The following is a 14,329-nucleotide window of genomic DNA, read 5'->3' as shown; positions in this document are numbered from 1 at the left end:
GTTTTATGTCACTGATCAGTATCCATGGCGCTTACCTCTCGTTCAGCGATGCGCCGCTGTTGGATAACACCGAACTGCATATCGAAGAGGGCGAACGCGTCTGTCTGGTTGGCCGTAACGGCGCCGGTAAATCGACGCTGATGAAAATCATCAACGGCGAACAGCCGCTGGATGACGGCCGCATCATTTATGAGCAGGATTTGGTGGTGGCGCGTCTGCAACAGGATCCGCCACGCAATATTACCGGTTCTGTTTATGACTTCGTTGCCGAAGGCGTGGCCGAGCAGGCGGAGCATCTCAAGGCTTATCACGCGATTTCCCATCTGGTGATGGAAGATCCGAGCGAGAAGAACCTGAACGAGATGGGCCGTTTGCAAACCATCCTTGACCATCAGAATCTGTGGCAGCTGGATAGCCGCATCAACGACGTGCTGCAGCAGATTGGTCTGGATGCGGATACCGAGTTGTCTTCGCTGTCTGGCGGCTGGCTGCGTAAAGCGGCGTTGGGCCGCGCGCTGGTGAGCAACCCGCGCGTACTGATGCTCGACGAACCGACCAACCACCTTGATATCGAAACCATTGATTGGCTGGAAACGTTCCTCAAGACATTCACTGGCAGCATCATCTTCATTTCGCATGACCGTTCGTTTATTCGCAACATGGCGACGCGCATTGTCGATCTTGATCGCGGCAAGCTGGTTTCCTGGCCGGGCAACTACGATCTGTTCCTGACCGGCAAAGAAGAAGCGCTGCGTGTCGAAGAGATGCAGAACGCCGAGTTTGACCGCAAGCTGGCGCAGGAAGAAGTGTGGATCCGTCAGGGCATCAAAGCGCGCCGCACGCGTAACGAAGGCCGTGTACGTGCCTTGAAAGCGCTGCGTAACGAGCGCTCTGCACGTCGTGAAGTGATGGGCAAAGCCAATATGCAAGTCGGCGAAGCGGCACGTTCAGGCAAAATCGTGTTTGAGATGGAAGATGTCAATTACAGCGTGGGTGGCAAAACCCTGGTGAAAGACTTCTCTACTCAGGTGCAGCGCGGCGACAAAATCGCCCTGATTGGCCCTAACGGTTGCGGTAAAACCACCTTGCTGCGTCTGATGCTGGATCAGCTGAAAGCCGACAGCGGCCGCGTGCATTGCGGTACCAAGCTGGAAATCGCTTACTTCGATCAGCACCGCGCTGAGCTGGATCCAGATCGTACCGTGATGGATAACCTCGCTGAAGGTAAGCAGGAAGTGATGGTTAACGGCAAACCGCGCCACGTGCTCGGTTACCTGCAGGACTTCCTGTTCCATCCGAAACGCGCCATGACGCCGGTGCGCGCCTTGTCCGGCGGTGAGCGTAACCGCCTGCTGCTGGCGCGTCTGTTCCTCAAGCCAAGCAACCTGCTGATTCTTGATGAACCGACCAACGACCTCGACGTCGAAACGCTGGAATTGCTGGAAGAGCTGGTGGATGGTTATCAGGGCACCGTGATGTTGGTGAGCCACGACCGTCAATTCGTCGACAACACCGTGACCGAGTGCTGGATCTTTGAAGGCAACGGCGAAATCGGCACCTTTGTCGGTGGCTATCACGATGCTCAGCAGCAGCGCGCAGCCTATAAGCAGGGCAAAGCCTCGCAGGCTAAACCGGCTACACCGGTGAAAACCGCTGAGAAAAGTGACTCCGCCAAACGTCCGGCCAACAAGCTAAGCTATAACCTGGCACGTGAGCTGGAACAGCTGCCACAAAAACTGGAGCAGCTGGAAACCCGCATCGGTGAGTTGCAGGCTAAAATGAGTCATCCAGATTTCTTCAGCCAGCCACACGATAAAACCCAGCCGGTTCTGGATGCGTTAGCGCAAACCGAGCAGGAGCTGGAAGTGGCGTTCGAACGCTGGGAAGAGCTGGAAGCACTGAAAAACGGCGCGTAATCGGAAGGAGTCAGCATGTGTGCAGCGGATCAAGCGCATCAGTGGAGTCTTTGTCCACAGTGTGATTTAACAGTAAAGCTGCCCGCTGTACCGGTTGGCAGCCGTGCGCGTTGCCCGCGTTGTCACACCACGCTGCAAGCCAACTGGCAGGAGCCGCGTCGACGTCCGACCGGCTACGCCTTTTCGGCGCTGTTTATGCTGGTGCTGGCCAATCTGTTTCCTTTCATCAATATGCACGTCGCGGGATTGAGCAGCCAGATATCGCTGCTGGAAATCCCCCAGGTGATGGATCGCGAAGATTACCGCAGCCTGGCAACGCTGTTTCTGCTGTTTGTGCAGGGCATTCCTGCCTTCTGCATGATCACCATTATTCTGCTGGTCAATAACGTCCGCATGCCGCACAACCTGCGGCTTGGGTTGGCGCGCGTGCTGTTTCAGCTGCGTAGCTGGGGCATGGCGGAAATTTTTATGGCTGGCGTGCTGGTCAGTTTCGTTAAGCTGATGGCGTATGGTGAGATTGGCCTCGGCAGCAGTTTTTGGCCGTGGTGTCTGTTCTGCGTGTTGCAATTGCGCGCTTTTCAATGTGTTGATCGCCGTTGGGTGTGGCACCGCATCAATCCGTTACCGCCGCTGCCGAAAACGCCGCTGGCCGGTGTTAGCGGCCTGAAGCAAGGTTTGCGTAGCTGTCCGTGTTGTACCGCGATTCTGCCCGCTGACCAACTGGCGTGCCCGCGTTGTGGTGTGAAGGCGCATGCGCGCCGCAAGCACAGTCTGCAGTGGACGCTGGCGCTGCTTATCACCTCGGTGATGCTCTATATTCCCTCGAATATTATGCCGATCATGGTGACCGAAACGCTCGGTTCGCAATATCCTTCGAACATTATGGCCGGGGTAATTTTGTTGTGGAGCGACGGTTCGTGGCCGGTGGCGCTGGTGATCTTCATCGCCAGTATCATGGTGCCTTCGCTGAAAATGCTGGCGATTGCCTGGCTGTGCTGGCACGGCAGCGGACGCGGTGGGCGCGATGATGAAAAGATGCACGTGGTTTATGAGGTGGTTGAATTCGTTGGCCGTTGGTCAATGATTGATGTGTTTGTAATCGCCGTTCTCTCTGCGCTGGTGCGGATGGGTCGGCTGATGAGCGTGTATCCTGCGCCGGGCGCGCTGCTGTTTGCCATGGTGGTCATCCTCACCATGTTTGCCGCAATGACCTTTGATCCGCGCCTGCTGTGGGATCGACAACGAGAAACTGAACGTAAGGAGCCGCGTCTTGACGGACAACCATCACGGGACTGCTAAGGTCGACCAGATTAAACGCTGGTCGCCGGTCTGGATTGTACCTATTGTCACGCTGTTAATCGGCGGATGGATTCTTTTTTATCACTTCAGCCATCAGGGCCCGGAAGTGACGCTGATTACCGAAAATGCGGAAGGCATCGAAGCCGGCAAAACCACCATTAAGAGCCGCAGCGTCAACGTCGGTGTGGTGGAAAGCGCGGTTCTGACCGACGATTTGCACCATGTAGAAATTAAAGCGCGTCTTAATTCGGGCATGGAAAAGTTGCTACAGGGCGACAGCGCATTTTGGGTGGTGAAACCGCAAATTGGTCGCGAAGGCATTACCGGATTGGGCACGCTGCTTTCCGGTGCCTATATCGAGCTGCAGCCGGGCGCGAAGGGCGATAAGCCGGAACGTTATCAACTGCTGGATGCACCGCCGCTGGCGCCGCCGGATGCCAAAGGCATTCGCATAACGCTCGACAGCAAAAAAGCCGGTCAGCTTAATGCGGGCGATCCGGTGCTGTTCCGCGGTTATCGCGTAGGTTCAGTGGAAACCAGCACCTTTGATACCGATAAACGCATGATGACTTATCAGCTGTTTATCTCGGCGCCTTACGATCGCCTAATCACCACCAACGTGCGTTTCTGGAAAGACAGCGGTATTGCCGTCGATATGTCTGCATCAGGCATGCGCGTAGAGATGGGATCGCTCACTACGCTATTCAGCGGCGGCGTCAGCTTTGATGTGCCGGACGGCGCTGAGCTGGGCCGGGCGGCGGAGAACAAGGCGGAATACCATCTGTACGACGATCAGCGCAGCATCCAGGATTCGCTCTACAGTGCTCATACCGATTTCCTGCTGTTCTTCACCGATTCAATTCGCGGCTTGCAGGTTGGCGCACCGGTTGAGTTCCGCGGCATTCGTTTGGGTACGGTGTCACAAGTGCCTTATATGATTCCGGGCGTGAATCAGGCGCTGAATACGGATTATCGTGTGCCGGTGCTGATTCGCATTGAGCCGGATCGGTTTGTTAATCGCCTGGGCGGAGATTTCAATCTTGAGCAGCATCTGCAGGATGGCAAAAAACGCGGTCTGCGTGCGACGCTGAAAACCGGCAACCTGCTGTCTGGCGCGCTATTTATCGACCTCGATTTCTACGATAACGCACCGGCGTATCAAGGCCCGAATCAGGTGGCTGGCCTGGAAGTGATTCCAACCGTCAGCGGCGGCCTGGCGCAGATTCAGCAGAAACTGATGGCGGCGCTGGATAAGATCAACGGCTTGCCACTTAATCCAGTGCTGAATGAAGCCACAGGTACCTTGAAAGAGAGCCAGCGCACCCTGCAGCGGCTGCAGAAAACGCTGGATAACCTTAATCAGATCACGGCGAATCCGGCGATGAAAACCCTGCCTTCAGACATGCAGCAAACCTTGCGCGAACTGAACCGCAGCATGAAAGGGCTGCAGCCAGGTTCACCGGCTTACAGCAAGCTGGTGGGCGATATGCAGCGGCTTGATCAGGTACTGCGAGAACTGCAGCCGGTGCTGAAAACGCTGAATAGCAAAAGTAACGCGCTGGTGTTTGAGGCCAAGCCGGGCCAGGATCCACAGCCAAAGAGGGCGAAACAGTGAAAAAAGGGCTAATTATCGGGGCGCTGTTGCTGCTGGCAGGCTGCAGCAGCACCATTGAAAATACCTATTATCAGCTGCCTGCGGGCAGCAATGTGGCGCGCGTTGAAAGTGCCGCGGGCACTGGCCAACCGATGATTTGGGTTGAGCAAGTAACGGTACCGGATTACATGGCGGGCAACGGCCTGGTCTATCAGACCAGCGATGTGAAGTACGTGATTGCAGCCAATAACCTGTGGGCCAGTCCGCTCGATCAACAGCTGCAGCAAACGTTGATCAGTAATCTCAGTAAAGCGCTACCTGGCCGCCTGGTTGCCGGTGCGCCGCTGGGGGATACGCACGATACGCTGTCGGTAAACGTTACCGGTTTCCAGGGACGCTACGATGGACAAGTGGTGGTGAGTGGCGAATGGTTACTGCAGCATCAAGGACGCCTAATCAAACATGGCTTTAATCTGACGCTGCCGCAAACCGAAGATGGCTATGATGCGCTGGTACGTACTCTGGCTCTCGGCTGGCAGCAAACCGCACAACAAATCGCAAATAGTGTCGTTTCGCTAAATTAAGATTTGTTCGATGCTTATGCTAAGTCCTTGATTTACTGTAGTGTGATCGCAGTCAAATCAGGGGCTTTTTTTATTGCCTAATCAGCCAGATAGACGATCAACTGACAATTCTACATGGCACTTTAACGTCAAAAACATGACATTGGCGTGAATTTTGCGCATTGACCTTTCTTCGGCATCGGGTTAGAACATTACTGTGGTTGAACATTATATCGCCACTCTTTCTTTCCACCCAGATTCCACCAGACCTGAAATGAGGGAAACGAGGCATGAAGAGACAGAAGAGAGACCGCCTGGAACGAGCACATTCACGAGGCTACCAAGCCGGTATTACGGGCCGCTCGAAAGAGATATGCCCTTATCAATTGATCGATGCACGGTCTCACTGGTTGGGAGGTTGGCGTCAAGCCATGGAGGACAGGTCAGCGGTGGCCTAGCACTGCTGGATGTCTAACATTATGGAAGAAACCTCCGCTGCGTGCGGAGGTTTTCATTTGGAAGGATTAGAAAGCTGAGGTGTCTTTGAACAGACCCACTTTCAAATCGGTCGCAGAGTAAATCAGGTTCCCGTCAACGAAGACTTCGCCATCTGCCACGCCCATCACCAGTTTACGGTTAATCACACGTTTGAAGTGAATTTTATAGGTCACTTTTTTGGCGGTAGGCAGGACTTGTCCAGTGAACTTCACTTCACCCACGCCCAACGCGCGGCCTTTACCTTCTGCGCCCAGCCAGCCGAGGTAGAAACCCACCAGCTGCCACATCGCATCGAGGCCGAGGCAACCCGGCATTACCGGATCGCCAATGAAGTGGCAGTCAAAGAACCACAGGTCAGGGCGGATATCCAGTTCGGCTTCGACGAAACCTTTATCGAATTTACCGCCGTCTTCGGTCATTTTGACCACGCGGTCCATCATCAACATGTTGTTGGATGGAAGCGGCGGTCCATTTTCGCCAAACAGTTCGCCGCGACCCGAGGCAATCAGGTCTTCTTTACTATAGGATTCGCGTTTATCTACCATGTTCTCAATATGCCTTCTTTTAGTGAAGCCCGAATATTAGCGAACAGTTGTACGCTGAGCAATGTTATCAGCTGTGGTTGAACCAGTTGAGCCAACGTAGTGGCCACGGACGCAGGCGAGCTTCCTGCTGGTTCAGCTGGGTAATACGTTCCTGAATGGTACTAAGCAGAGATTCGCCGCTTTCACTCTGCCAGGCAATGCCGGTCAGCAGCGGCAACGCTTCATCTACGCTCTCAATGGCCCAAAGATGGAATTGTCCGGCCTTAACCGCTTCCACAACATCCTGATTCAGACTGAGATGGCGCGCGTTACTGGCAGGGAAAATGACACCTTGCTTGCCGGTCAATTCACGTGAATGACAGATTTGGAAGAACCCTTCAATTTTTTCGTTCAGGCCGCCGACGGGCTGCACGTTACCAAACTGATCAACTGAGCCGGTCACCGCAATCTGCTGGTTAACCGGCTGATTAGCCAGCGCACTGATTAACGCACAGAGTTCGGCCAGCGAGGCGCTGTCGCCATCCACTTCGGAATAGGATTGTTCAAACACCAGTGAAGCGGAGAAGGGCAGCTGTTGCTCTAGTTCCAGCTCGGCAATCAGGTAGGCTTGCATAATCATCATGCCTTTCGCATGGATGTTGCCACCTAATTCGGCTTTGCGCTCCACATCGGTGAACTCGCCATCGCCCGGATGTACCACACAGGTAATGCGCGAAGGTTCTCCCCATGGACGCGGATGGCCTGGGAACTCAACCACCGAAAGGCCGTTAATTTGCCCAACCACTTCGCCTTCGGTTTCAATCATGATCTGATTAAGCAGGATTTCATCACGCATGCGATCGGCGAGGAAGCCTTCACGCCATTGGCGCGCTTCCAGCGCTTCTTTCAATGCTTCGCCATTGATGCTGTCGCCATGCAGCGCCGCTTCTTGCAGCTGGCGACGCAGCCAGCGCGGGCAAAGCGGCAACGTGTCTTGATCACCGGTCATGCGTGCTGCTTCGGTGATCAACAATGGCCAGAAATCGGCTTCAGGCTGCGCTAATCCGGCTTGTTCGGCTTGCGTTAGCGTCCACTGGCACCATGACGTCATGTCATCTTCGTCGAGAATTTGTAAGCTCTCTTCGAATTCGCTATACAGCGCCATCTCATGAACTTCGACGTCCATTTCCTGGAAGGCCGCCAGTGCATCACGGTCGCCACACAGTACCAGACGCAGTTGCAACGGTAGCGGGGGAATGGCGACGGGCAATGGTTGACGCTCATCCTGTGAATACCAATCGAAGCGACCTTGCTCAATACACTTACGCAAACGCAGCCACAGCAGCGGCTGTGCCAGTAAAGTGTTGACCGCAAGAATCAACGTACCGCCATTGGCGCGATGCAGTAAGCCCGGTTCAGGCTGCACACGGTCTTTATATTGACGTACGCAACCGAACAACTGTTCAGCTTCAATCCAGTCGGCGAAATGCACGCCGCCCTGGCTGGTGAAGGGGCGATTGATATCGGTTGGCGGTAGAAGACTGACGGTATCGCCCATCACATGATAGTCGCCACCGTAAAGAGAAATCTCATCCGGCTGGAAACGTTGCGCCGCCTCGGCGATGCAGGCCAGGTAATCGCTGTTTTCCTGACTGCGTAACAGCAGCAGCGGAAAACCTAGGGTTTGATGATGCAAATGCGCCAGCGCATTCAGCAGACGCGGCTGAACCGCGGCAAGACTATCGCAATCTTCCAGTGAGACGTTCGAGAAAATGGATTGGTAGCGGTCGCTATCCGGCTGCAGGGCTTGCCACGTAATTTGAGTGCTGGTCAAAATATTCGCATTAGTCTGATTTAGGAAAAGCGCGATTATACAGGAATCAACCTGGTTAATCACGGCGGAGTTCCGGCCCGGATTGTGACGGCTGCAACATGTTTTTCCTTGCTGCATCCAGGAAAAAAGCTGTTATTCTTAGTTTGTTACGTGATCACGATGAGATTCCGATGAAATACCAGCAACTCGAAAATCTTGAAAGTGGATGGAAGTGGAAATACCTGGTGAAAAAGCATCGGGAGGGTGAACTGATCACCCGTCATCTTGAGCTTAGTGCGGCGCAAGCTGCGGTCGATACGTTGTTGTCGATGGAAAACAGCCCGGTTGAGGTTAACGAGTGGATCGCCCAGCACATTCATCCAGATTTGGAGAATCGTCTCAAGCAGACAATACGTGCACGTCGTAAACGTCACTTTAATGCTGAGCATCAGCACACGCGTAAGAAATCGATCGATCTGGAATATCTGGTGTGGCAGCGTCTGGCAGGATTAGCGCAGCGTCGCAGTAATACGCTGTCAGAAACCATAGTTCAGTTAATTGAAGATGCTGAACGCAAAGAGAAGTACGCCAGCCAGATGTCTACGCTGAAGCAAGATCTGCAGGCGATCCTCGGAAATGGTGGCTCGGAAAAAGAGTAGAATCCTTTTCGTTCTCATTACATTCAGCCATAAAAAAACCCCGCCTTAGCGGGGTTTTTTACTGCGTGATAACTTAAGCCTGTGGCTGAGTTACAACGTCTTTGATACCTTTCACGTCGATTTCAACGCGACGGTCTGGCGCCAGGCAGTCGATCAGGGCATTGCGGCCTTTCACGCTGTCACAGGTGTTGCCAGTAACTGGGTTGGATTCGCCCATACCGCGTGCAGAGATCTTGTTAGAAGGGATACCTTTAGATACCAGGTAATCAACTACAGATTGCGCGCGCTTCTCAGACAGTTTCTGGTTGTACTGCTCTGAACCGATGCGATCGGTGAAGCCCAGTACTACAACAGAGCCGTCTTTCGGATCCATTGAGCTCAGCTGGCTGTACAGCTGATCAAGAGCCTGCTGACCTTCTGGCTTCAGAGTAGATTTGTTGAAGGTGAACAGAACGTCAGACTTCAGGGTGAAACGCTTGGTTTCAACAACTGGCGCTGGAGCTGGAGCTGGAGCTACAACTGGCGCTGCATCTTCATCCTGACCGAAACGGTAAGAAACGCCTACGCTCAGCATGCTGTTGTCTGGACGTGCACCAACGGTACCTGCGTCACCGATGTTGTTAACCCACTGGTAGTCCAGGCGAGTTGCCCAGTTTTTGGTCAGTGCGTATTCAACACCAACAGCAGCCAGCGGAGAAACGCCGGTGTCGTGGTCGCTGATGCGAACGCCGTTATTGTTCTGAGTTGAATCAGCACGCCATACCATACCACCCAGACGGGTGTAGACATCGAAGTCTTCAGTAATTGGGTAGCTCAGTTTAGCAGCCAGCTGAACGCCTTGTGCTTTGAACGCGCCGTTGATGGTGTCGCCTTTGTTAGGCATACGGCCCAACCAGTCGTAGCCCAGCTCGAAGCCCAGGTACGGGTTAGCCTGATAACCCAGGAAAGCACCAGCACCCAGCTGAGATTCGTGAGTTGGACCGTCGTTGTTCGCGTAACCGTTACCGTAGTAACCAGTATCGTGATACTGAGACCAGCCCAGTTTAGCACCGGTGTACCAGGTGTTATCTTTAGGTGCGGCCTGCGCTACGGTAGCGAAGCCAGCCAGTGCCACTGCAATTGCGATAGCTGTCTTTTTCATTTTTGCGCCTCGTTATCATCCAAATAGGCAATGAGCAAAAAGGTTGCTCTTTGTGTTAATCCTTCGCCGGGTCTAAACGCTCGCTTTTGACTCTACCGAAAAAACGGAGGTTATTGAGCACCCTGGCGAGCTAAAGTCTACAACGAGATTGGAAACTTACAAGTATGATGTGACGCCGGGCAGCAAAAAAACAGCGATTTATACACACATTTTAACAAATCATATGGCTAAATCTTCGGTATTAGAAAACAAAAAAGCGTCTAAGCCATTGTCATAGCTGGCGGGAAAAGAATCAGTAGCTTAGATGCAACTTTTGCAAAAAAAATGCTGAGAAAATTCCTGGATTTACTTAATGAAACAAATCTGAGGGAATTTTTGACGCATTAGGTTGTCTGGAATGAGCATATTGACGTCCCTGTGGACGCAAAATCAGACCGAGTGCTTCACCTTCCGCCGCTGCTTGTTCCAATTCTAAACGCTCTTCATCACTCAATTCGTACGGAATCCAGGCAAGCACGACGCTGTAGTTACCTGTACGTAATGCCTTCACCATACTTTCAACGGTGTTAAAACGCTCAGATTCGGTGATATGCATACTCTTTTCTAACGGCAATCCCGACTGCTGCATCCAGCTACGATTTAGCTTATGAGCCGGAGTGAGCCACAGCTGCCAGCGCGATTGCTCGCTCAACTGTTTTAGTACCGGAAGCAGCATAAGTTGCATCATTTCAGGTTGTTCGCTGGAGCGCAGTTCAGTGATTCCACCCAGCGAAGGTTGCGCTAAGCCAGGTGAAGCGAAACGATGTGAACGATCAGCAGGGCCAGAGAAATGAGTACGCATAATTTAATCACTCAGTAATGAACTGTATGGATGTACAGTAATGGCTTCCTGAATAAAGATCAACCTCAATTTCTGAAAACGCCTCGCAATTTCTGCACAAGATCCCGCACTCCTGCTTTTATTCATTGAACAGCTAAATCGTTTTTTTTATCTTCTAACCAGATGAATCTGCGAGCTTTTATAGGAAATTTCCCGCGCATGGAATCCATTGGAGGGGGCGTTATGAAGAGATATAACCCGGTAGTTGAGCAATCGAAAGCGCAGTTGGCGGCATTAGGTAAAATTGAATCACGTACGCAATTTGGGGGGTATGCGCTAACTATTGAGAAGGTGATTTTTGCTTATATCAATGAAGATGCGCTTTATCTCCGAGCCAGCGAGGCGCTTCACGTCTATAACGCACAGCGTTCACTCGAACCGCTGATTTACCGCAAGCGTGGCGTGCCGGTGACCTTAAGCTACTTCAAAGTAGATACACAGTTATGGCAAAACCCCGAACAATTATTGCAGTTATCGGCTAGCTCATTGCGCGCCGCACAGGAGGAAGCGGCTACCAGACTTGTCTCGCTGCGATTGAAAGATCTGCCGAATTTAAGCCTGCGACTAGAGCTGATGCTGCATAAGGTGGGGATCAGTTCGGTGCGGTTGCTGTGTGAAACAGGATCGCGACAAAGCTGGCTGAAACTACGCGCGGTGAATAAGCACATTGGGTTAAAAACGCTGCTGGCGCTGGAAGGTGCAATATCAGGACATCATGAGGCGGCGTTACCCAGCGCCATCCGGCAAGAGCTCTATGCCTGGTATTTAAAAATGCTCCGCCAGCATGCGGCGGCGGAGCATCAGCAGCCTTAATCGTTGACGAGGGTGCGGCGTAGACGGGCAATTTCGGGCAGCAGCGCGACCAACAATCCCAATTGCTGAATCACTAATGGTGCGCGTGTATCCGGGCTGTTTTTCATCTCGCTCATGCGCTGCATTAGCGCCTGCTGCATCTCTGTGGCTTGCGTATCCGTAACCTGATCGATCTGCAGCACATCTTCTATGAAGCAGACCGCGTCATCCAGTAAGGTCAGCAAGGTACTATCTGCCAGCTGTTCGCGATGCGCTCCCAGCGCCGAGATATAGCTGAGGAAGGAGTGGTTCAGACACAGCAGTCGAAACGCATTCTCACGTAACGGTTGTTGTAGCTTAAGTTCACCACTGATGTTTGACACCACTGACGCTAGCTCAGCATCGGCGTTATGCGCATCGCGACGTGCCACGCGATAAGCCAGGCGATTGTCCTTGCCTTGATGGTATTGCTCCATAATCGCATCCAGATAGCGGCAGTTGGCATCCAATGTTCGATCGGCAACGGCGGTGATTTTGCGAAAACGCCAGTCAGGCCAGACAAAAGCCACCGCTAGCCATGCCAGGCCACAGCCAAGCAAGGTATCCACCACGCGCGGTAGCGCCACTTCAAAGCCTTCGCCGAGCAAATTGAAGCACAGCAGAACCAGCAAGGTGATAAACAACGTGGCTTGTGCATATTGAATCTGGCGGAATGCGAAGAACAGCACGCCGCTCAGCACAATCAGCACCAGTTGACCTTCAATCGAGGGCACCAGCCACAAGACCGGCAAACCGATGGCGATGCCGGCTAAGGTACCGCCGATACGCAAGGCGAGGCGGCGTCGGGTGGCGTTGTAATTGGGCTGGCAGACGAACAGGCTGGTCAGCAAGATCCAGTAACCGCGATCGACGCCGGTGATTTGAATAAAGGCGTAGCCAACACACAATACCAGCGACATACGCACTGCATGGCGGAACAGGGCAGATTGTGGGCTGAGATGGCGACTCAGGCGTAAGCGGATATCCGCCCAGCCGCTGAGCCCTTCGCGTGACAGATGGTGATCGCTCTGCGGGGACGGTTCGGCCAGCATCTGCTCTGACTCAATCGATGCCAGTTGCGCATCAATGGCACGCAGATTACGCAGCAGCCAGAACAGTGCGTGAATGTGTGGATCCTGCGGCTCGTTCTGCTGAAGGCGTTGCAGCGCGGTTTCCAGCCGTTCAAAGGTGCGTTCAAAATGGCTGTCGTGATGCCACGGCTGACGCAGCAAAATGGTCTCCGCCAGTTGCCGACACGCGCGCGCTTGCATGTTCATCAGGCGCTGGAAACGGAACAGCACTTCGTTGTAACGCCAGTTATCACGCAGCAAATGATATTGCAGATGCGAGGAGCTGGCGCGTTCATGGATATCCTGCGCGACAAAATAGTAGTGCAGGCTGCGACGCGTGCTGCGTGAACCGCGGTCGCCACGCAAACGACTTTGAATAGTGCTTTTAGTGAGATTGAGCTGGGCCACCAACTGGCTGTTGACCATCGCCGTGGCAACCAGCGTAGCGTCATCCTGATCGCCGCCATCGGGATCAAACAGGTTTGCTTTGGCTTCAAGATAGCGCGCCAGCTGGGAAAAACTGCCTGCCAGCTGTTCCTGCACCGGGCGCACCGGAAACATCAAATGACCAACAAAGGTCAGCAAGTTGTACCAAAGGGCACCGATCAACAGCAGCGCTGGCTGCATCCACCACTGCGGGAACAAGCCGATGCCCAGCATGGTATAAACCGCAATCAGCAGCGCACCAAAGGCGATGGTGGCATAACGCTGTCCCAGCGCACCGAGCAAAATAAAGCCCCAGCTGGAAAGCGCCAGACCCAGAGCAAACGCCCACGGATGGGGGAACAGCAGTTCCACCGACACCGAAGCAATACAGAAACACACCAGGGTGATCAAAAGATTGCGTACACGCCCAATCCAGCGATCGTCGAGATCCGCCAGCGCCGCGGCGACCACGCCCAGCGTCAGCGGAATGGTCCACTCGATTTGGTGTAGCCACCACGGCACCGCCGCGCATCCGGTCAAAGCAAAGAAGATGCGCAGCAAATAGCGCAGGCTGCTGTTAAACAGATAACGTCGCCAGCCTGGCAAGGCGTCATGAATCATTGAACGGCCTCAGTAGCGGCGACGCGCATTGGCTTCACGCGCAGCCTGCGCTTCTTCAACGGAGACCACGCGACGGCCAACCGGCCACAGCGCAATTGCGGCAATTTTGAAGTTGGCGATGCCAACAGGAATGCCGATGATGGTCAGACACTGCACGATACCGGCCGAGATATGCGCCAGACACAACCACCAGCCAAACAGTATCAGCCAGAAAATGTTAAGGAAGGTACCGCCGGTATTCATCACATGGCTTTTACTGTCGGGGCGCAGCACATCGACATGCACCGCTTCGTTGCCAAAGGGCAGCAGAGACAGTTTGGTGATTTCCCAGCAGGAACGCGTCAACGGCAGCGTAAAAATCAGCACGATGCTCATCAGGGTGGCAAACAGCCAGCTGAGGGTGGTGAAAAAGCCGCCGAGAATGAAATTAAGAATATTAAGTACGGTACGCATAAACGTGTTTTTCCTTTTGCAATCCGCAATATGTGGCGCCA

13 protein-coding genes are annotated in these 14,329 nt (G+C 53.6%); 7 read left to right on the top strand and 6 right to left on the bottom strand.

The genetic code is table 11. The annotated features are described in order from the left end of the window. The first annotated feature begins 5 nt into the window (after positions 1-5). The 5 genes from MWH02_RS04410 to rmf all read left to right on the top strand — a co-directional run bounded on the left by MWH02_RS04410 (position 6) and on the right by rmf (position 5,830). Positions 6-1,916, top strand: a complete 1,911-nt coding sequence (locus tag MWH02_RS04410; RefSeq protein ID WP_217547044.1) for an ABC transporter ATP-binding protein — start codon at positions 6-8, stop codon at positions 1,914-1,916. A gap of 15 nt (positions 1,917-1,931) precedes the next feature. After that, positions 1,932-3,215: a membrane integrity-associated transporter subunit PqiA gene (gene pqiA, locus MWH02_RS04405; protein WP_110865866.1), complete on the top strand. Its 1,284-nt coding sequence runs from the start codon at positions 1,932-1,934 to the stop codon at positions 3,213-3,215. Further along, positions 3,187-4,830 (top strand): intermembrane transport protein PqiB, encoded by a 1,644-nt coding sequence (pqiB, locus tag MWH02_RS04400; RefSeq protein ID WP_271459964.1) that lies wholly within the window; start codon positions 3,187-3,189, stop codon positions 4,828-4,830. Before pqiA ends, pqiB begins: the two co-directional genes overlap by 29 nt. After that, a complete protein-coding gene (pqiC, locus tag MWH02_RS04395) occupies positions 4,827-5,393 on the top strand; it encodes a membrane integrity-associated transporter subunit PqiC (RefSeq protein ID WP_101760925.1) in 567 nt (188 codons plus the stop codon). Before pqiB ends, pqiC begins: the two co-directional genes overlap by 4 nt. A gap of 269 nt (positions 5,394-5,662) precedes the next feature. Further along, positions 5,663-5,830 carry a ribosome modulation factor gene (rmf, locus tag MWH02_RS04390; protein ID WP_071531634.1) on the top strand — a complete coding sequence of 56 codons (168 nt, stop codon included), beginning with the start codon at positions 5,663-5,665 and terminating at the stop codon, positions 5,828-5,830. Positions 5,831-5,896: 66 nt separating this feature from the next. Here the strand turns inward: rmf and fabA are convergent, their stop codons facing one another. Both fabA and MWH02_RS04380 read right to left on the bottom strand, forming a co-directional pair. After that, complete coding sequence (gene fabA / locus MWH02_RS04385; RefSeq protein ID WP_101760924.1) at positions 5,897-6,415, bottom strand: bifunctional 3-hydroxydecanoyl-ACP dehydratase/trans-2-decenoyl-ACP isomerase; 519 nt, start codon at positions 6,413-6,415, stop codon at positions 5,897-5,899. Positions 6,416-6,482: 67 nt separating this feature from the next. Next, a complete protein-coding gene (locus tag MWH02_RS04380; protein ID WP_271459963.1) occupies positions 6,483-8,345 on the bottom strand; it encodes an AAA family ATPase in 1,863 nt (620 codons plus the stop codon). 53 nt (positions 8,346-8,398) lie between these two features. Here MWH02_RS04380 and matP point away from each other — a divergent pair, with 53 nt between their 5' ends. Further along, positions 8,399-8,866, top strand: coding sequence for a macrodomain Ter protein MatP (gene matP / locus MWH02_RS04375; RefSeq protein ID WP_008101445.1), 468 nt, complete (start codon positions 8,399-8,401; stop codon positions 8,864-8,866). Positions 8,867-8,939: 73 nt separating this feature from the next. Here matP and ompA read toward each other — a convergent pair whose 3' ends face one another. Continuing rightward, positions 8,940-10,007 (bottom strand): porin OmpA, encoded by a 1,068-nt coding sequence (gene ompA / locus MWH02_RS04370; RefSeq protein ID WP_192413827.1) that lies wholly within the window; start codon positions 10,005-10,007, stop codon positions 8,940-8,942. A 349-nt stretch (positions 10,008-10,356) separates the two neighbouring features. After that, positions 10,357-10,848 carry an SOS-induced cell division inhibitor SulA gene (sulA, locus tag MWH02_RS04365; protein WP_101760921.1) on the bottom strand — a complete coding sequence of 164 codons (492 nt, stop codon included), beginning with the start codon at positions 10,846-10,848 and terminating at the stop codon, positions 10,357-10,359. Positions 10,849-11,070: 222 nt separating this feature from the next. Here sulA and MWH02_RS04360 point away from each other — a divergent pair, with 222 nt between their 5' ends. Then, positions 11,071-11,700 carry a TfoX/Sxy family DNA transformation protein gene (locus MWH02_RS04360; RefSeq protein ID WP_101760920.1) on the top strand — a complete coding sequence of 210 codons (630 nt, stop codon included), beginning with the start codon at positions 11,071-11,073 and terminating at the stop codon, positions 11,698-11,700. Here MWH02_RS04360 and yccS read toward each other — a convergent pair. Both yccS and MWH02_RS04350 read right to left on the bottom strand, forming a co-directional pair. After that, positions 11,697-13,835, bottom strand: a complete 2,139-nt coding sequence (yccS, locus tag MWH02_RS04355) for a YccS family putative transporter (protein ID WP_110865869.1) — start codon at positions 13,833-13,835, stop codon at positions 11,697-11,699. The two genes, MWH02_RS04360 and yccS, sit on opposite strands and share 4 nt — an antisense overlap. A 9-nt stretch (positions 13,836-13,844) precedes the next feature. Then, a complete protein-coding gene (locus tag MWH02_RS04350) occupies positions 13,845-14,288 on the bottom strand; it encodes a YccF domain-containing protein (RefSeq protein WP_137385518.1) in 444 nt (147 codons plus the stop codon). Between the last annotated feature and the right edge of the window lie 41 nt (positions 14,289-14,329).

The organism is Pantoea leporis, from assembly GCF_028048155.1.
Taxonomy (GTDB): domain Bacteria; phylum Pseudomonadota; class Gammaproteobacteria; order Enterobacterales; family Enterobacteriaceae; genus Pantoea; species Pantoea leporis.
This window is presented reverse-complemented; position numbering and strand designations above follow the sequence as displayed.

What these genes read in the sequence shown, in the direction of transcription:
- MWH02_RS04410 (WP_217547044.1), top strand. Translation starts at nt 6, where the DNA reads ATGTCACTGATCAGTATCCATGGCGCTTACCTCTCGTTCAGCGATGCG.
- pqiA (WP_110865866.1), top strand. Translation starts at nt 1,932, where the DNA reads ATGTGTGCAGCGGATCAAGCGCATCAGTGGAGTCTTTGTCCACAGTGT.
- rmf (WP_071531634.1), top strand. Translation starts at nt 5,663, where the DNA reads ATGAAGAGACAGAAGAGAGACCGCCTGGAACGAGCACATTCACGAGGC.
- fabA (WP_101760924.1), bottom strand. Translation starts at nt 6,415, where the DNA reads ATGGTAGATAAACGCGAATCCTATAGTAAAGAAGACCTGATTGCCTCG.
- MWH02_RS04380 (WP_271459963.1), bottom strand. Translation starts at nt 8,345, where the DNA reads ATGCAGCAAGGAAAAACATGTTGCAGCCGTCACAATCCGGGCCGGAAC.
- matP (WP_008101445.1), top strand. Translation starts at nt 8,399, where the DNA reads ATGAAATACCAGCAACTCGAAAATCTTGAAAGTGGATGGAAGTGGAAA.
- ompA (WP_192413827.1), bottom strand. Translation starts at nt 10,007, where the DNA reads ATGAAAAAGACAGCTATCGCAATTGCAGTGGCACTGGCTGGCTTCGCT.
- sulA (WP_101760921.1), bottom strand. Translation starts at nt 10,848, where the DNA reads ATGCGTACTCATTTCTCTGGCCCTGCTGATCGTTCACATCGTTTCGCT.
- MWH02_RS04360 (WP_101760920.1), top strand. Translation starts at nt 11,071, where the DNA reads ATGAAGAGATATAACCCGGTAGTTGAGCAATCGAAAGCGCAGTTGGCG.
- yccS (WP_110865869.1), bottom strand. Translation starts at nt 13,835, where the DNA reads ATGATTCATGACGCCTTGCCAGGCTGGCGACGTTATCTGTTTAACAGC.
- MWH02_RS04350 (WP_137385518.1), bottom strand. Translation starts at nt 14,288, where the DNA reads ATGCGTACCGTACTTAATATTCTTAATTTCATTCTCGGCGGCTTTTTC.